At 69.0% G+C, this 16957-nt stretch carries 14 protein-coding genes and 1 tRNA gene; 8 read left to right on the forward strand and 7 right to left on the reverse strand.

What is annotated here, in order from left to right; genetic code table 11:
* Nucleotides 1–23: 23 nt before the first annotated feature.
* The 6 genes from AB0O76_RS18345 to AB0O76_RS18370 are packed head-to-tail and all read left to right on the forward strand — an operon-like array spanning nucleotide 24 to nucleotide 6118.
* Nucleotides 24–1004 (forward strand): MCE family protein, encoded by a 981-nt coding sequence (locus AB0O76_RS18345; protein ID WP_365492364.1) that lies wholly within the window; start codon nucleotides 24–26, stop codon nucleotides 1002–1004.
* Nucleotides 1001–2134: an MCE family protein gene (locus AB0O76_RS18350; protein WP_365491821.1), complete on the forward strand. Its 1134-nt coding sequence runs from the start codon at nucleotides 1001–1003 to the stop codon at nucleotides 2132–2134. The genes AB0O76_RS18345 and AB0O76_RS18350 overlap by 4 nt, the downstream gene beginning before the upstream one ends.
* Nucleotides 2131–3432 (forward strand): MCE family protein, encoded by a 1302-nt coding sequence (locus AB0O76_RS18355; protein WP_365491824.1) that lies wholly within the window; start codon nucleotides 2131–2133, stop codon nucleotides 3430–3432. Before AB0O76_RS18350 ends, AB0O76_RS18355 begins: the two co-directional genes overlap by 4 nt.
* On the forward strand, nucleotides 3432–4706 hold the full coding sequence (locus tag AB0O76_RS18360; RefSeq protein ID WP_365491826.1) for an MlaD family protein: 1275 nt from the start codon (nucleotides 3432–3434) through the stop codon (nucleotides 4704–4706). Before AB0O76_RS18355 ends, AB0O76_RS18360 begins: the two co-directional genes overlap by 1 nt.
* Nucleotides 4703–5287, forward strand: coding sequence for a hypothetical protein (locus AB0O76_RS18365; protein WP_365491829.1), 585 nt, complete (start codon nucleotides 4703–4705; stop codon nucleotides 5285–5287). The genes AB0O76_RS18360 and AB0O76_RS18365 overlap by 4 nt, the downstream gene beginning before the upstream one ends.
* A 27-nt stretch (nucleotides 5288–5314) precedes the next feature.
* A complete protein-coding gene (locus AB0O76_RS18370) occupies nucleotides 5315–6118 on the forward strand; it encodes a hypothetical protein (RefSeq protein WP_365491832.1) in 804 nt (267 codons plus the stop codon).
* 75 nt (nucleotides 6119–6193) lie between these two features.
* On the opposite strand, the gene AB0O76_RS18375 is transcribed toward AB0O76_RS18370, so the two are convergent.
* Nucleotides 6194–6276 (reverse strand) — tRNA-Leu (locus AB0O76_RS18375).
* A 390-nt stretch (nucleotides 6277–6666) separates the two neighbouring features.
* Here AB0O76_RS18375 and AB0O76_RS18380 point away from each other — a divergent pair.
* Both AB0O76_RS18380 and AB0O76_RS18385 read left to right on the forward strand, forming a co-directional pair.
* Entirely contained in the window at nucleotides 6667–7437 is a 771-nt protein-coding gene (locus tag AB0O76_RS18380; RefSeq protein WP_365491835.1) for an ABC transporter ATP-binding protein, read from the forward strand.
* A gap of 130 nt (nucleotides 7438–7567) precedes the next feature.
* Nucleotides 7568–10078 carry an FtsX-like permease family protein gene (locus AB0O76_RS18385; RefSeq protein WP_365491838.1) on the forward strand — a complete coding sequence of 837 codons (2511 nt, stop codon included), beginning with the start codon at nucleotides 7568–7570 and terminating at the stop codon, nucleotides 10076–10078.
* Nucleotides 10079–10198: 120 nt separating this feature from the next.
* Here AB0O76_RS18385 and AB0O76_RS18390 read toward each other — a convergent pair whose 3' ends face one another.
* The 6 genes from AB0O76_RS18390 to eno all read right to left on the reverse strand — a co-directional run bounded on the left by AB0O76_RS18390 (nucleotide 10199) and on the right by eno (nucleotide 16899).
* Nucleotides 10199–11503: a cyclopropane-fatty-acyl-phospholipid synthase family protein gene (locus AB0O76_RS18390; protein ID WP_365491841.1), complete on the reverse strand. Its 1305-nt coding sequence runs from the start codon at nucleotides 11501–11503 to the stop codon at nucleotides 10199–10201.
* Nucleotides 11504–11717: 214 nt separating this feature from the next.
* The gene (locus AB0O76_RS18395) at nucleotides 11718–13118 is read right to left on the reverse strand and encodes an NAD(P)/FAD-dependent oxidoreductase (RefSeq protein ID WP_266866083.1); all 1401 of its coding nucleotides are present in this window, start codon (nucleotides 13116–13118) and stop codon (nucleotides 11718–11720) included.
* A 398-nt stretch (nucleotides 13119–13516) separates the two neighbouring features.
* Entirely contained in the window at nucleotides 13517–14443 is a 927-nt protein-coding gene (locus tag AB0O76_RS18400; protein ID WP_365491845.1) for a Ppx/GppA phosphatase family protein, read from the reverse strand.
* Nucleotides 14440–14979 carry a DUF501 domain-containing protein gene (locus AB0O76_RS18405; RefSeq protein WP_365491848.1) on the reverse strand — a complete coding sequence of 180 codons (540 nt, stop codon included), beginning with the start codon at nucleotides 14977–14979 and terminating at the stop codon, nucleotides 14440–14442. The genes AB0O76_RS18400 and AB0O76_RS18405 overlap by 4 nt, the downstream gene beginning before the upstream one ends.
* Nucleotides 14980–15045: 66 nt before the next feature.
* On the reverse strand, nucleotides 15046–15522 hold the full coding sequence (locus tag AB0O76_RS18410) for a septum formation initiator family protein (RefSeq protein ID WP_365491850.1): 477 nt from the start codon (nucleotides 15520–15522) through the stop codon (nucleotides 15046–15048).
* A 90-nt stretch (nucleotides 15523–15612) separates the two neighbouring features.
* Complete coding sequence (gene eno / locus AB0O76_RS18415; protein WP_365491852.1) at nucleotides 15613–16899, reverse strand: phosphopyruvate hydratase; 1287 nt, start codon at nucleotides 16897–16899, stop codon at nucleotides 15613–15615.
* Nucleotides 16900–16957 lie beyond the last annotated feature (58 nt).

A 16957-nucleotide genomic window follows, 5' to 3' on the forward strand; every position in this document is an offset into this window, starting at 1 on the left:
TGCGCATGAGGCTACGTAGGCGGATGACGCCGTTCCGTGAGCGGAACCCGGTGACGATCGGTGTCGTGGGGCTCACCACCCTCGGCCTCCTGACCGCCGCCGCGTTCAACGCCGACAGCCTGCCGCTGATCGGCAACGGCGAGACGTACAGCGCGGCCTTCTCGGAGGCGGGCGGGCTCAAGCCGGGCGACGAGGTACGGATCGCCGGGGTGAAGGTCGGCAAGATCGACGAGGTCGACCTGGACGGCGACCATGTGAAGGTCACCTTCAAGGTCAAGGGCGAGCCGAAGTTCGGCACCAGGACCGGCGCGTCCATCCGGATCAAGACGATCCTGGGCTCGAAGTACATGGCCCTGGAGCCCAAGGGACCCGGGCAGTTGAAGCCGGGCGCCGAGATCCCGGTGTCCCGGACGACACCCGCGTACGACGTCGTGACCGCGTTCAGCGATCTGACCACCACCACGGAGAAGGTCGACACCGACCGGCTCGCCAAGGCCATGGACACCATCTCCACCACCTTCGAGGACTCTCCCGCCGAGGTGAAGGCGTCCATCAAGGGCCTGTCGAAGATCTCCCGCACGGTCGCGTCGCGCGACAAGGAGCTGCGCGAACTCCTCACCCACGCCAACGGCGTCACCAAGGTGCTCGCCGACCGCTCGGACGAATTCTCCACCCTGGTCAAGGACGCCGACAAACTGCTCACCGAGATCGCCAAGCGCCGCAAGGCCATCCACACCCTGCTCAAGAGCTCGGCCACGCTCGGCATCGAGCTCTCGGGCCTGGTCGCGGACAACCGCAAGGAGATCGGCCCGGCGCTCAAGGGCCTGAACAGAGTGGTGTCGATGCTGGAGCGCAACTACTCCAGCCTCGATCGCAGCGTCCAACTGCTCGCGCCCTACGTACGGCTCTTCACCAACACCCTCGGCAACGGCCGCTGGTTCGACAGCTACATCCAGAACCTGGTCGCCACTCCGGTGGTCCCGCGGACGGGAGACAAGCGATGAGCAAGCACGCACGACTCCTGCGGCGGACGGCCCTGGCGACCGCCCTGGCCGTGGTGGCCGCCCCCGCCGTGGTGCTGTGGCCGCGCGACGAACCGGTGCGCGTCACCGCGTACTTCCCGCGCACCGTCGGCATCTATCCGGGCTCGGACGTCCGGGTGCTCGGCGTCCGCATCGGCGAGGTCAAGGAGATCACCCCGGAGGGCGAGCGGGTGCGGGTGACCCTCGAGTACGACAGTGAGCGCAAGGTGCCCGCCGACGCGCGGGCCGCGATCATCAACTCCTCGGTGGTCAGCGACCGTTATCTCCAGCTCCTTCCGGTGTACCGGAAGGGCCCGGCGATGCGGGACGGCGCCGTCATTCCGCAGAGCCGCACCGCCGTACCGGTCGAGCTGGACCGCGTCTTCGACAGTCTGCACACCACGTCGGAGGCGCTCGGCCCGCGCGGCGCCAACAAGAAGGGCTCGCTGTCCCGGCTGCTCGGGGTCAGCGCGGACAACCTCGAAGGGCAGGGCGGGAACCTGCATCAGACCGTGGAGGACCTCTCCACCGCCGTCACCACCCTCTCCGACGGCCGGGGCGACCTGTTCGGCACCGTACGGAACCTGCAGGTGTTCACGGCCATGCTCGCCAAGGACGACAAGAGCGTGCGGTCGTTCAACACCAGCCTCGCCAAGGTTGCCGGTCAACTGGCCGGAGAGCGCAAGGACTTGGCGGCCGCGCTGAAGCACCTGGGCACCGCGCTCGGCGATGTGCAGCGGTTCGTCAAGAAGAACAAGAAGTCGCTGACCTCCAATGTGAAGGGGCTCAGCAAGGTCACCAAGGTGCTCGTCACCCAGAAGAAGGCGCTCGCCGAGATCCTGGAGACCACGCCGACCGGCCTGTCGAATCTGCAGAACGCCTACAACCCGGGCTCGGGCACCCTCGACACCCGTAACAACGCCGAACAGGCACAGGACCCGGCCGCGCTGCTCTGCTCGCTGCTCGGCACCACCGGCGAGAAGCAGGCCGCGGAGTGCAAGGACCTGCGGAAACTCTTCGACTCACTGCCCAAGTTGTCGCAGCCACAAGGGGTTTCGGGCGCGAAGCCGAGCGACAAGACCCTCGGCGGAATCCTGGAGGCCGCGGCATGAGCGCACTGCGCAAGGGCGGGACGGCCGCCTGGGCCGCGATCGGTTCGCTGCTCCTGGCCGGCTGTGAGTTCAACGGTCTGTACGACGTCGAACTGCCCGGCGGCGCCGCCAAGGACGCGGGCGCCTACCGGGTCACGGTCGAGTTCCGGGACGTGCTCGACCTGGTGCCGCAGTCGGCCGTGAAGGTCAACAACGTCACCGTGGGCTCGGTCGAGAAGGTGGAGCTCGACGGCTGGCACGCCAAGGTACGGCTGCGGGTCGCCGGTTCGGTGAAGCTGCCCGGCAACGCGCATGCCGGTCTGCGGCAGACCAGCATGCTCGGCGAGAAATACGTGGCCCTGTCCGCCCCACCGGACAGCGCCCCCGTCGGCAGGCTCAAGGACGGTGCGCGGATTCCGCTGTCCCGCAGCGGCCGCAACCCGGAGATCGAAGAGGTGCTCTCCGCGCTGTCGGCGCTGCTCAACGGCGGCGGTGTGGCCCAGCTCAAGACGATCACCACGGAGCTCAACAAGGCCCTGTCCGGCCGGGAGAACCGGGTCAAGTCGCTGCTGAAGGAGCTGAACAAGTTCGTCGGCGGTCTCGACGGCCAGCGCAAGGAGATCGTGCGGGCGCTCAAGGGCGTCGACCGCCTCGCCAAGCGTCTCAAGAAGGAGAAGAAGACGATCGGCAAAGCCGTCGACACCGTGCCGCCCGCCCTCAAGGTGCTCGCCGACCAGCGACGCGATCTGACGAGAATGCTCACGTCGCTGTCGAAGCTGGGCAAGGCGGGCACCAAGGTGGTCAACGCCTCACGCTCCGACGTGGTCGCCAATCTGAAGCACCTGCGGCCGATCCTGGAGCAGTTGAACAAGGCGGGCGACGATCTGCCGAACTCCCTTGAGCTCCTGACGACTTATCCCTTCCCGCGCGGCACCACCGACGCCATCAAGGGCGACTACGTCAACCTCAAGATCACCGCCGATCTTGATCTGGACAGCATCTACGGCAATCTCGTCGACGACCCCGAGAAGCCGGACGGCCCGGACAAGCCCGGGCTGCCCGAGGTGCCGAAACCGCCGAAGCTGCCGGACGTGCCCGGCGTTCCGGACGCCCCCGAGATCCCCGAGCTGCCCGACACCCCGAAGCTGCCGGACACCGCCGACGACCCGGCGGACCCGGGTGGCGACGCCGAGCAGCTGTGCCCGCCGGTGTGCACCGGCCAGTACGCCGCGTACGGGAACGGGGACGGGGACGCCGAGGGCTCTGCGCCCGGGATCAACCTCGCTCTGGCCGAGCTCCTGCTGAGGGGGGTCTACTAGTGATCACACGTACGGTCAAGATCCAGCTGCTCGCGTTCGCCGCCGTCACCGCCATGGGCGTGAGTTACGTCGGCGTGCAGTACACCGGCATCCCCGACGCCCTGCTCGACCGCGGGTACACCGTGCGCGCCGAGTTCGCCGAGTCCGGGGGCATCTTCCAGGGTGCCGAGGTCACCTATCGCGGGGTGCCCGTGGGCCGGGTCGGGCAGCTCGAACTCGCCGACGCCTCAGGGGTGTCGGTGGCGCTCGACATCGAGGACGGGGCGCGGATTCCGGCGGACACGCTTGCCGTGGTGGCGCACCGTTCGGCGGTCGGTGAGCAGTACGTCGATCTGCAGCCGCGCACCGGCTCCGGGCCGCTGCTCAAGGAGGGCAGCACCATCGCCCGCGGCGACACCCGGGTGCCCCTGGCCAGCACGGAGCTCGTCCTCAGCGTGGACCGCCTGGTCAAGTCCGTCGGCAAGGAGGATCTGCGGGTCACGGTCGACGAACTGGGCAAGGCCTTCAAGGGGACGGGACCGCACCTGAGCCGCCTGGTGGACTCGGGCAATGAGCTGGTCGAGTCGGCCTCCGCATCGCTCCCCGAGACGATCAGGCTCATCGAGGACTCGCGCAAGGTCCTCAGGACCCAGTCGGAGCAGGGCTCGTCGATCAAGTCGTTCTCCGAGGACCTGGCGGACCTCACCGCGGAACTCAAATCCAGTGACGGGGACATCCGCAGACTGATCGGGTCGGGCGCGCCCGCCGCGCACGAGGTGGACTCGCTGCTCAAGGCGAACAAGACCCAACTGCCGGTACTCCTCGGGAATCTGATCAGCGGCGGCCAGATCACGGTGGCACGACTGCCCGGTGTGGAACAGGCCCTGGTCACCTTCCCCCTGACCGTCGCCGGCAGCTACACGGTGGTGCCGGGCGACGGCACCACGCACTTCGGCCTGGTCGCGGGCAAGGACGAACCGGCGCCCTGCCGCCAGGGATACGACACCCCGCGGCGCGACCCCGCGGACACCGGCGACCGCCCGGCCAACACCGGCGCACGCTGCACAGCGCCACGCGGCGGCGACACCTCGGTGCGCGGCGCCCAGAACGCCCCCGGCGCCCCGGCCCGCTCCGGCGGGGCGGACCGGGCGGCGCACATCACCCCGTACGACCCGGACACCGGCACCGCCGTCGGACCGGACGGAACGCCCGTCGAGATCGGCTCGACGGGCGGCGAACAGAACGCGTTCGGAAAGGACTCGTGGCAATGGCTGCTCGTAGGACCGATGGCATGAGCGGGGGTCTGATCGCCCGCATCGCCCACTCGGCCGGGGGCCTGATCTCCCGCCCTGTACGGGCGCTGCTCCGCCTCGGCGCCAAGCTCACGGGCACCGCCCACGGCGAGCGTGCCATGGCCGCCGGACTCGCCGTGGCCACCGCCGGGACGTCGGCGCTCGCCCTCTGGCTCGGCCTCCAGGTGTGCGAGCAGCGCGCGACGGAGCAGCGGCACCAGGACATCCTGGCCGCGGCCAGGCAGTCGGCCCTGAACTTCACCTCGCTGGACTACCGGCACTACGGGCGGGACAGCGAGAACGTGCTCAAGGGCGCGACCGGTGACTTCAAGAAGCAGTTCACGGCGCAGACCGCGCAGCTGACGAAGCTGGTCGCCAAGAACAAGTCGGTCTCCAAGGGGCAGGTCCTCGAAGCGGGCATCACCCGGGCCGACGAGGACTCCGCCCGTGTCCTGGTGGTCGCCGACAGCAAGGTGACCAACACCGCCGCCCCCGACGGCCAGGCCCGCACCTACCGGCTGCAGCTGGACCTGGAACTCAAGAACGGCCGCTGGCTGACGTCCGGCGTCGAGTTCGTCGGCTGACCGCGCCATCCCCTAAGGAGAGACACCGTGGCGAACCTCAATACCCGAGGCCGCGGCACCGGACCCGGCTCACCGGGCCGGCGTTCCCTGAACGCGGCCGCCCGCGCCGCCGCCAAGCGGGCCGACGGCAGCCGCTCCGGGGCGCGGGACGCGCTCGACGGCGTACCCGAGGATCTGGTCAACGACCTGACGGGGCTGCCGCCCGTCGAGAAGGTGGTCGGGGAGGTCCTGCAGGCGGAGGCGGAGTCCGATCCCGGGCCGGACCCAGCGGCCTCGGAAGCCGAGGACACCTCGGACGACTCGGACCAAGAGGCCACGCCCCGCGGACGCCGGCGCGCGCGGCTGAGCGCCGTCCTTGCCCTCCTGACCGTGGCGGGCCTCGTCGCGGTCGCGGTGCTCGGGTGGCAGTACCGGGACGGACGCCAGGTCGAGGCGGCGCGGGCGCAGGCCCTCGCGGCCGCGCAGCAGGCGGCGCCCCTCGTCCTGTCGTACGACTACCGACATCTGGACCGGGATTTCGCCGCGGCGCGCGCCCGGCTCACGGGCTCCTTCCGCGACGAGTACGGCCGGACGACCAAGGCGGTGGTCGCGCCGACCGCGAAGAAGTACAAGGGTGTGGTGAAGGCCTCCGTGGTCACGCCGCCCGACGGCGGTGCCCCGGCGGCCTCGGTGGCGTCGGCGTCGGCGGACAGCGCCGTTGTGGTGCTCTTCGTCAACCAGGTCACCAAGAGCACTCAGGTCTCCGGCTCGCGCGTGGATCTGAACCGGGTCCGGATGACCCTCACGCGTATGACGGACGGCTGGAAGGTGAGCGCCGTCGACGCGCTGTGACCAACGCCGCTGCTTGACCGTTGAACTGAATTTCCGTCAGACTTGCCCAAGCGTCCCGCAAGGGGACGGTGGAGGTGCCCGGAGCCGGACTCGAACCGGCACGCCCCCGAGGGGCAGCGAGGTTTAAGCTCGCCGTGTCTGCATTCCACCATCCGGGCTGGCCGTGGGCTCCGCATCAAGTGATTCGACCCTATCGGGAGGCGTCCCCCGAACAGCGGAACAACAGCCCGATGTTGTCTTATTTTATTGACGTCTGAGGGTGCATCAGCCACCGGTACGGGCCATCGGTACATGCCGCAGGCTATTCCGCGAGTTCCCGGCGTCCCGTACGGAATGACGGAATTTAGCCGCAGCCGGACGCCTGCGAGAGCGTTCCGGTGCGCCGCCCGTCTCAGGGGCAGGTGTCATCCCCAGGTATGACAAGGGCGTCCCGGGTCCGACTGGAGAGGGCCCCGGGAACCGGAACAGCGGCTGACTACACGGCACGGATCGGCAAGCACGATGGAGTACGTCATCCCCACTCGTCGTACCGACAGGAGCACCGTCCCGTGACCACCACCCCCTTCGCCGCCCGCGCCACCGCCGTGGCAGCGCGCGCCACGGATCTCTCCAAGGTGTACGGACAGGGCGAGACGCAGGTGGTCGCCCTGGACCATGTCTCCGTCGACTTCCGACAGGGCGAGTTCACCGCGATCATGGGCCCCTCGGGCTCCGGCAAGTCGACGCTCATGCACTGCGTCGCGGGGCTCGACAGCTTCAGCGGCGGCTCCGTGCGGATCGGCGAGACCGAGCTGTCCACCCTCAAGGACAAGCAGCTCACCAAGCTCCGCCGGGACAAGATCGGCTTCATCTTCCAGGCCTTCAACCTGCTGCCGACGCTGACCGCACTGGAGAACATCACGCTGCCGATGGACATCGCGGGCCGCAAGCCGGACAAGGCGTGGCTCGAGCAGGTCATCTCCATGGTCGGCCTTGCCGGGCGGCTCAGCCACCGGCCCACCGAGCTCTCCGGTGGCCAGCAGCAGCGTGTCGCGGTGGCCCGCGCGCTGGCCTCTCAGCCGGACATCATCTTCGGCGACGAGCCCACCGGAAACCTGGACTCGCGCTCCGGTGCCGAGGTGCTGGGCTTCCTCCGGAACTCCGTGCGGGAGCTGGGGCAGACCGTCGTCATGGTCACGCATGACCCGGTGGCCGCCGCCTACGCGGACCGCGTGATCTTCCTCGCCGATGGGCGGGTCGTCGACGAGATGCTGTCTCCTTCCGCGGAGGGCGTGCTGGACCGGATGAAGGACTTCGACGCCAAGGGGCGTACGAGCTAAGCGCTCTGCCTCTCCGTTCTCAACTGCGGGCCGTATGTGGCTGGTCGTGCCCGCGCGGCGGAGCCGCAAATGTCCCAGCCCCGCGCCCCTGAAGGGGCGCCCCGCCCGCCCCACACCAGGACTGACTCCCATGTTCCGTACCGCCCTGCGCAACGTGCTCGCGCACAAGGCCAGGCTGTTGATGACCGTGCTCGCCGTCATGCTCGGCGTCGCCTTCGTCTCCGGCACCCTCGTCTTCACCGATACCTTCGGCAACGCCTACAAGAACAAGTCGGCGAAGAGCTTCGACCACGTCTCGGTCGCCATCCAGCCGGTCGGCGGCTCCGACGACGAGACCAAGCAGCAGCCCCGGCTCACCGACTCACTGCTCGCCAAGACCAAGGAGCTGCCCGGCGCCGAATCGGCGATCGGCGGCGTCTCCGGATTCACCGCGCTCGCCGACAAGGACGGCAAGCTGGTCGGCGGCGAATGGGGCACCACCGGCACCAACTACTACCCGGCCAAGGACGGCAAGGACCCGCGGTACGACTTCACCGAGGGCGCCGCACCCAAGTCCGCCGGCGATGTCGCCCTGGACTCGCGCACCGCCGAGCGCACCGGCTACAAGGTCGGCGACACGGTCCGCTACTCCACCGAGGGCCCGGTGAAGGAGGCGAAGGTCAGCGGCGTCTTCGACACCGACGACGGCAGTGTCGTCGCGGGCGGCAGCCTGATGGTCTTCGACAACGCCACCGCGCTGAAGGCGCTGAACAAGACCGAGTACGACGAGATCGACGTGAAGGCGGCCGCAGGCACCTCCGAGACGGCGCTCAAGAGCTCGGTCGAGAAGATCCTGCCGAAGGACACGGACGCCGTCACCGGCGCCCAGCTCTCCGACGACCAGGACGCGATGATCGAGCAGCAGACCAGCTCGATGAGCCAGGTCCTGCTGATCTTCGCCGGTATCGCGCTCTTCGTCGGCATCTTCATCATCGCCAACACCTTCACGATGCTGGTCGCCCAGCGCACCAAGGAGCTGGCCCTGATGCGGGCGGTCGGTGCCTCGCGCCGTCAGGTCACCCGCTCCGTGCTCATCGAGGCGTTCCTGGTCGGCCTGGTCGCCGCCGTGGCCGGCTTCGGGCTCGGCATCGGCGTCTCCACCGGCCTTGAGGCCCTGATGAACTCGGGCGGCGCCTCGCTGCCCCAGGGCCCGCTGGTCATCTCCCCGACGACGGTCATTGTGGCGCTCGTGATCGGTGTGGTCGTGACCATGCTGGCCGCCTGGCTGCCGGGCCGCCGCGCCGCGAGGATCCCGCCGGTCGCCGCGATGAACAGCGTGCACGCGACGCCGACCACGCGTGGTCTTGTCGTACGCAACACGATCGGCTCGCTGATCGTCGCGCTCGGCACGGTCATGCTCTTCATGGACGACAACTACGTGATGGCCGGTGGCGCCGGTGTCATCCTCGTCGGCGTCATCGTCCTCACGCCGCTGCTCTCGCGCCCGGTCATCGCCGCGTCGGCGCCGCTCCTGAAGCCGTTCGGCGTCTCCGGCAAGCTGTCGCGCCTCAACTCGGTGCGCAATCCGCGCCGTACGGCGTCCACGGCGTCGGCCCTGATGATCGGCCTGACCCTCATCACGGCGATGACGGTCGTCGCGACCTCCATGAGCAGCGCCATCAACAAGATGGCGGTCGACTCCCTGAAGGCCGACTACAGCGTCTCCATGGCGAACTTCCAGCCGCTGACCCCCGAGGTCCGCGAGAAGCTCGACAAGCTCCCCGACGTCGAGGCGAGCAGCCCGCTGCGCGCCGCGTACGGCGAGGCCGACGGCAGCTTCACCTCCATCTCCGGAGTCGACCCGAAGACCATCGGCAAGCTGGTCGGCCTCGACTTCACCAGCGGTTCGATGGACGCCTTCAAGGGTGAGTCCACGCTGGTGGACTCCGACACCGCCAAGGACAAGGGCATCAAGGCGGGCGACACCATCCCGGTGAAGTTCGACGAGGACAGCAAGACGGTCCGGCTGAAGGTGGCCGGCGTCTACGAGGCGAACGAGATGCTCAGCGGCCTGTTCGCGCCGACGTCCGTCGTCGACCCGCACCTCGACAAGATCGTCGACAAGCAGGTGCTCCTGAAGATGAAGGGCGGCGCGTCCGACAGCGCCGAGGACTCCATCGTCAAGGCCCTGGGCGACAACCCGGCCATCACCATCCAGGACAAGCAGGCGATCAGCAACGCCATCGGCGGCGCCATCAACATGGTCCTGAACATGCTGTACGGCCTGCTCGCCATGGCGATCCTGATCGCGGTGCTCGGTGTCATCAACACCCTGGCCATGTCGGTCTTCGAGCGGAAGCACGAGATCGGCATGCTGCGGGCCATCGGCCTCGACCGCGCGAAGGTCAAGCAGATGGTGCGCCTGGAGTCGGTGGTGATCTCCCTGTTCGGCGCGGTGCTCGGCATCGGCCTCGGCCTCTTCATGGGCTGGGCGGCGGGCGGCAGCATCGCCGAGAAGGTGACGACGTACTCCATGGAGATCCCGTTCGGCCGCATCGCGATCTTCCTGGTGATCGCCGCGGTGGTCGGCGTCCTCGCAGCCGTGTGGCCCGCCCGCAGCGCGGCACGACTGAACCCGCTGCAGGCGATCAAGAGCGAGTAGCGCGATCGCGGTACGCACTAACGGGGCCCGGACGAAACAGTCCGGGCCCCGTAAGTCGTGCCCCGAAGGGGCGCGGGGAACTGCGCGACCAGCCACGACGGCCCCGCAGACGAAAAGCGCCTACCGCCAGTCGCGCGCCCGCAACGGCATCCCGGAGGTGCCGACCTCCGGGGTCTTCACGGCGAGAACTTGATTGACGCCGATCCGATTCCGCTCAAAGGCAAGGGCGGAGGCCGCCATATAGAGCCGCCAGATCCTCGCCCGCCCCGGCGAGGTCAACCGCTGGCCCACCTCCCAATCGGCCTCAAGATTGGCAACCCAGCGACGCAGCGTCAGCGCATAGTGCTCACGGATGGCCTCCACGTCGCGTACCTCGAACCCGGCCCGCTCCAGGAGCCCCACCGTGGTCCCCACAGGCGCCAGCTCCCCGCCCGGGAAGACATAGGCGTCGATGAACTCGTCCACCGAGTACGTGGACTCGTCCTCCTGCGGGCGGCGCGCGATCTGGTGGTTGAGAAGGCGTCCGCCCGGTTTGAGGAGGGCGTGCAGGTCGCGTGCGTACTCCAAGTAGCGCTCGGAGCCGACGTGTTCGGCCATACCGATGGAGGAGATGGCGTCGTACGGGCCGTCGCGCACATCGCGGTAGTCCTGGACGCGGATCTCGATCCGGTCGGTCAGGCCCTCCTCCGCGATGCGCTTCCTGGCGTACGCGGCCTGCTCCTGGGAGAGCGTGACGCCGACGACGGTGACGCCGTGCTCGCGGGCCGCGTGGATCGCCATCGAGCCCCAGCCGCAGCCCACGTCGAGCAGCCGCATGCCGGGCTTGAGGGCGAGCTTGCGGGCGATGAGCTCCAGCTTGTCGCGCTGGGCGTCCTCGAGGGTGGAGGCTTCCTCTTCATCAGCCCCCCAGTATGCGCACGAGTAGACCATCGAGGGGCCGAGCACCAGCTCGTAGAAGTCATTGCCGACGTCGTAGTGGTGGCTGATGGCCTGCCGGTCGCTGCCCTTGGTGTGCAGATGGAGCCGGCCGCGCCCACGCATCTCCTCCCGCGGCGGGGACGGCGGCAGGAACGGTGCGGCCAGGGCGATCAGCGAGCGGGCCGCGGCACGGAACTCCGGGTCGCGCAGCGATTCCCTGAGGCTCTTGGTGTCGTCAGCGCGCTCCCAGATGAACTCGGCGAGCGCGTCGAGCGCGGCGTACAGGTCCCCTTCGACGTCCAGGTCCCCGGCCACCCAGGCGCGGGCCAGACCCAGTTCGCCCGGCTTCCACATCAGGTGGCGCAGCGCCCTGCGGCTGCGCACGACAAGGGCGGGCGCACCCGGCGGCCCCGCTTCCGAACCATCCCAGGCACGAATACGTACGGGGAGCGGGGCTCCCAGCAGCTGTTCGGCAAGCTTCTTCAGCCGCAGTGCGGCGCTTGGCATGGTGCACACCTCCGTGATGACGCAATCCCGGATAGGTTCAACACCACGTAAACACCAACGGGGCGCTCGCGCAGTCCCGTTGCGGCGTTACGGATCGGCAAAATACATGTAGCCGCCACGTAGGCCGCCACTCAAAAGCCCACGGAAAACCCGAAGGGGCCGCCCGCACCACGGATGGCGGGCGGCCCCTTCGGGGTTGATCAATGACCGCGGGTCAGGAGGCCTTGGCCTTCTCCTCGGCCTTGGCCACCGGAGCCTCCGCGGCAGCGGCGGGCTTCGGCGCGGGCTTGGCGGCCTCGTAGAACTCCTCGCGCGGCGTCTCCATGGCACCCAGCGAGACGACCTCGCGCTTGAGGAAGACCGCGAGGGTCCAGTCGGCGAGGACACGGATCTTGCGGTTGAAGGTCGGCATGGCCATGCCGTGGTAGCCACGGTGCATGTACCAGGCGAGACGGCCCTTGAGCTTGATCTTCACCTTGCCCATGACGATCATCGCGACGCCCTTGTGCAGGCCGAGACCGGCGACCGCACCCTTGTTGGCGTGGCTGTACTCCTTCTGCGGGAAGCCCCGCATGCCGGAGATCACGTTGTCGCCGAGGACCTTCGCCTGACGCAGCGCGTGCTGGGCGTTCGGCGGGCACCAGGCGTTCTCGTTGCCGGCCTTGCGGCCCACGAGGTCCGGCACCTGGGCGTTGTCGCCCGCGGTCCAGATGTAGTCCGTGCCCTTGACCTGGAGGGTCGGCTCGGCGTCCACGTGACCGCGCGGGCCGAGCGGCAGGCCGAAGCGGGCGAGCGCCGGGTTCGGCTTCACACCGGCGGTCCACACGATGGTGTTGGAGTCGACCTCGAGGCCGTTCTTGAGCACCACGTGGCCGTCGACGCAGGAGTCCATGGAGGTGGAGAGGTAGACCTCGACCCCACGGCCCTCCAGGTGCTCCTTGCCGTACTGGCCCAGCTTCGGGCCGACCTCGGGAAGGATCTTGTCGGCGGCGTCGACCAGGATGAAGCGCATGTCCTCGCGCTTCACGCTGGTGTAGTACTTGGCCGCGTCGCGTGCCATGTCCTCGACCTCACCGATGGTCTCCGCACCCGCGAAGCCACCGCCGACGAAGACGAAGGTCAGCGCCTTGCGGCGGACCTCTTCGTCCGTCGTGGAGTCAGCCTTGTCGAGCTGCTCGAGGACGTGGTTGCGCAGGCCGATGGCCTCCTCGATGCCCTTCATGCCGATGCCCTGCTCGGCGAGGCCGGGGATCGGGAAGGTGCGGGAGACCGCGCCCATCGCGATGACCAGGTAGTCGAAGGGCAGCTCGTACGCCTCGCCCACGAGGGGGGCGATCGTGGCGACCTTGCGGTCCTGGTCGATGGTGGTGACCCGGCCGGTCAGAACTTCCGCCTTGGGCAGCACGCGTCGCAGCGGGACGACGACATGCCGAGGCGAAATGCTGCCGGCTGCGGCTTCGGGGAGGAAGGGCTGGTAGGTCATGTACGACCGGGGGTCGACGACCGTGACGGTCGCCTCTCCGTAGCGCATCTTCTTGAGGATGCGCCGAGCTGCGTACAGGCCTACGTACCCACCGCCTACTACGAGGATCCTGGGACGCTCCGTGGTGCTCATGCCATCGAGTATCCACCTGCCTGACGGGGGTCGCTCGTGCGCCCCTTCACAAGCATGGGTACACCCTCTGCTATAGTTCGCCGCCCACGTGACGCAGGCCATAGCCCCCCAGGGGAACCACGACTTCACCCAAGACGTTGTGCACCCCTTGTGAGCTGCCGCTCTGGCCCATTTCGCACAGTGGACCACGCGGCCGCTGCACACTCCGGACACGCACCCGAACCTTCACTGTCACGGGTCAAGAGGCCCTTGAGGGGCACATTCAGGGGCTCGGAACCCAAGAACATCGCCCAACCGAGGCGATTTCCTTGTGAAGAACTTCACGAAGTTTCCCGACAGGACGTCGCCGACGGGCCCTCCAGGCCCCTCACCAGGCGCTCAGACGCCGCTCGAACCGCTCACGCGAGGGACCATCCGATCCCGTCGAGGATGTCGTGCTCGCTGACGACGACCTCCCGGGCCCCCGTCCGATCCATGATCGCAAGGAGCACGAGAGCGCCCGAGACGATCACGTCGACGCGGCCCGGGTGCATCACCGGGATCGCGGCGCGCTCGTCGTGGGTGGACCCGGCGAGCCGCCCGACGATCTCGGCGACCTGCTCGTACGAGATGCGGGAGTGGTGGATCGCCGCGGAGTCGTACGCGTCGAGGCCGAGCGCGATGGCCGCCACCGTGGTGACGGAACCCGCGAGGCCGACCAGCGTTCGGGCCTCGCTCAGCGGGACCGTCTCCTCCGCGAGGTCGAGCGCGGCCTCGATGTCGGCGCGGACGGCGTCGAGTTCGGCGGGGGCGGGCGGGTCGCTGCGGATGTGCCGCTCCGTCAGGCGTACGCAGCCGATGTCGACGGAGCGGGCGGCACGGGCATGGTCCTCGCCGACGACAAACTCCGTGGAGCCGCCGCCGATGTCCACGACGAGGTAGGGCTTGGCGAGGTGGTCGGTGCCCGCGAGCTCCTTCGTCGCTCCCGTGAAGGAGAACTCGGCCTCCTGGTCGCCGCTGATGACTTCCGGCTCGACGCCGAGGATGTCCAGGACTCCGCGTACGAAGTCGTCCCGGTTCTCGGCGTCGCGGGACGCGGAGGTCGCGACGAAGCGGAGGCGCTCCGCTCCGTGGCGCTTGATGGCCTCGGCGTACTCGCGGCAGGCCGCGAAGGTGCGGTCCAGTGCCTCGGGGGCGAGGCGGCCCGTCTTGTCCACGCCCTGGCCCAGGCGGACGATCGTCATCCGCCGGTCCAGGTCGACCAGTTCGCCGGTCGCGGGGTCGGCGTCCGCCACCAGGAGGCGGATGGAATTCGTACCGCAGTCGATGGCGGCTACGCGGGTCACGCCTGGCTCTCCTCGGTCTTCTCCGGCAGGGTCACGCAAGCACCCTTGCGCCACCACTCCGGGAGCATCGCGATGGCCTCGTCGCCCAGGGGGTTCACGCCGGGGCCCGCGGCCAAGGAGTGGCCGACCAGGACGTGGAGGCACTTCACCCGGTCCGGCATGCCGCCCGCGCTCGGGAAGCCCTCAAGGACCTCGATCGCGTCACGGCGCGCGATGTAGTCCTCGTGCGCCGCGCGGTACGCCGCGGCCAGCTCGGGGTCCGTCTTGAGGCGCTCCGACATCTCCTTCATGACGCCGTTGGCCTCAAGGGTGCCGATCGCGGACGCGGCCCGCGGGCACGTCAGGTAGTACGTCGTCGGGAACGGCGTCCCGTCCGGCAGGCGCGGCGCCGTCTCGACGACGTCCGGCTGCCCGCAGGGGCAGCGGTGCGCGATGGCCCGCAGGCCACGGGGCGGGCGGCCGAGCTGCTGCTTGAAGGCCTCGACGTCGGCGTCGGTGGGCTCGGTGCGCGGGGTGGTCGGCGGGGGCGTTTCCATGCCTGTCTTTCGATCGGTTCCGTAGAAGTGGTTCTACTGAGCAGAAGTGGTTCTACTGAGCTGAGCTCAGTCGTCCGGGCGGTCGGCGTTGTCGACGCCGTCCCAGACGTTCGAGTACCAGGGCCTGGTGGCCGCCCCCTGGTCGGTGCGCTGCCGCTTCACCGCGTCGGGGTCGATCACCGTGTAGCCGGTCTCGCCCGGCATCACATAGTGCAGCCGGTCCCGGATGCGCTGCTCCGCGTACGCGTCGTCACGCCAGCGGGCCTTCTCGTCCTTCAGCCTCTCGACGTGTCCGCGGCGCTCGGCCTGCTCCCGGCGCTGATCGGCGATCTCGGCGCGCTGGGAGACGTACTGCCTTATCGGGTAGGCGAGCGCGACCACCAGCGAGCAGAGCACGAGCGCGAGCAGCGCGGCCCGGCCGGTGAGCCGGGAGCGGCGGGCCTGGCGCTTCGTCTGGGAGCGGTAGACACGCTCCGCGGTCTGCTCGCCGAGCAGCCGCAGCCTGGTCGCGGTGGAGAACCGGTCCCGGTCCTTCACGGCCATGTCCCCGCCTCCCGTTCACACGCGCGTACGTCCCCGCACACGGTACGGGACCGAGTACGGGGACGTACGTAACTACAGCGTGACTACGGCTCAGCCCTTGAAGCGGGGGAACGCCGAGCGACCGGCGTAGACCGCCGCGTCGTCCAGGATCTCCTCGATGCGCAGGAGCTGGTTGTACTTGGCGACGCGCTCGGAGCGGGCCGGGGCGCCGGTCTTGATCTGGCCGCAGTTGGTGGCGACGGCCAGGTCGGCGATGGTGACGTCCTCGGTCTCGCCGGAGCGGTGGGACATCATGCACTTGAAGCCGTTGCGCTGGGCCATCTCGACGGCGTCCAGGGTCTCGGTCAGCGAACCGATCTGGTTGACCTTGACGAGCAGGGCGTTCGCGGACTTCTCCTCGATGCCGCGGGCCAGGCGCTCCGGGTTGGTGACGAACAGGTCGTCGCCGACGAGCTGGACCTTGTCACCGAGCTTCTCGGTGATGACGTTCCAGCCGGCCCAGTCGTCCTCGAACAGCGGGTCCTCGATGGAGACGAGCGGGTACGAGGCGACGAGCTCCTCGTAGTACTCGGTCATCTCGGCGGCCGAGCGCTCCTTGCCCTCGAACTGGTACTTGCCGTCCTTGTAGAACTCGGACGCGGCGACGTCGAGGGCGAGCGCGATCTGCTCGCCGGGGACGTAACCGGCCTGCTTGATGGCCTCGAGGATGAGGTCGAGCGCGGCGCGGTTGGAGTCCAGGTTCGGGGCGAAGCCGCCCTCGTCGCCGAGGCCGGTCGACAGACCCTTGTCCTTCAGGACCTTCTTGAGGGTGTGGTAGACCTCGGTGCCCCAGCGCAGGGCCTCGGAGAAGGACTCGGCGCCGATCGGCGCGATCATGAACTCCTGGATGTCGACGTTCGAGTCGGCGTGCGACCCGCCGTTCAGGATGTTCATCATCGGGACGGGCAGCAGGTGCGCGTTCGGACCGCCGAGGTAGCGGAACAGCGGCAGGTCGCTGGCCTCGGAGGCGGCGTGCGCGACGGCGAGGGAGACGCCGAGGATGGCGTTGGCGCCGAGCGAGCCCTTGTTGTCGGTGGCGTCGAGGTCGAACATCGCCTGGTCGATCAGGCGCTGCTCGGTGGCGTCGTACCCGACGAGCTCCGGGCCGATCTGCTCGATGACGGCGAGGACGGCCTTCTCCACGCCCTTGCCCTGGTAACGGTTGGGGTCACCGTCACGGAGTTCGATGGCCTCGAAAGCGCCGGTGGACGCACCGGACGGAACGGCGGCACGACCCGTGCTGCCGTCGTCGAGGCCGACCTCGACCTCGACCGTGGGGTTGCCTCGGGAGTCCAGGATTTCCCGGGCTACGACGACGTCGATGGACGGCACGAGCATCTCCTTCTGGGATGTGACGCGGGTACGCGGGGCGTTGGCCTCGCGGACACGAGCCTAA

The organism is Streptomyces sp. NPDC086554, from assembly GCF_040686095.1.
In the GTDB taxonomy this organism is placed as follows: domain Bacteria; phylum Actinomycetota; class Actinomycetes; order Streptomycetales; family Streptomycetaceae; genus Streptomyces.

Coding starts and splice junctions, on each gene's coding strand:
- AB0O76_RS18395 (WP_266866083.1), bottom strand. CDS start 13,118: ATGAGCACCACGGAGCGTCCCAGGATCCTCGTAGTAGGCGGTGGGTAC.
- eno (WP_365491852.1), bottom strand. CDS start 16,899: ATGCTCGTGCCGTCCATCGACGTCGTCGTAGCCCGGGAAATCCTGGAC.
- AB0O76_RS18350 (WP_365491821.1), top strand. CDS start 1,001: ATGAGCAAGCACGCACGACTCCTGCGGCGGACGGCCCTGGCGACCGCC.
- AB0O76_RS18410 (WP_365491850.1), bottom strand. CDS start 15,522: ATGGCCGTGAAGGACCGGGACCGGTTCTCCACCGCGACCAGGCTGCGG.
- AB0O76_RS18355 (WP_365491824.1), top strand. CDS start 2,131: ATGAGCGCACTGCGCAAGGGCGGGACGGCCGCCTGGGCCGCGATCGGT.
- AB0O76_RS18365 (WP_365491829.1), top strand. CDS start 4,703: ATGAGCGGGGGTCTGATCGCCCGCATCGCCCACTCGGCCGGGGGCCTG.
- AB0O76_RS18385 (WP_365491838.1), top strand. CDS start 7,568: ATGTTCCGTACCGCCCTGCGCAACGTGCTCGCGCACAAGGCCAGGCTG.
- AB0O76_RS18405 (WP_365491848.1), bottom strand. CDS start 14,979: ATGGAAACGCCCCCGCCGACCACCCCGCGCACCGAGCCCACCGACGCC.
- AB0O76_RS18390 (WP_365491841.1), bottom strand. CDS start 11,503: ATGCCAAGCGCCGCACTGCGGCTGAAGAAGCTTGCCGAACAGCTGCTG.
- AB0O76_RS18345 (WP_365492364.1), top strand. CDS start 24: ATGACGCCGTTCCGTGAGCGGAACCCGGTGACGATCGGTGTCGTGGGG.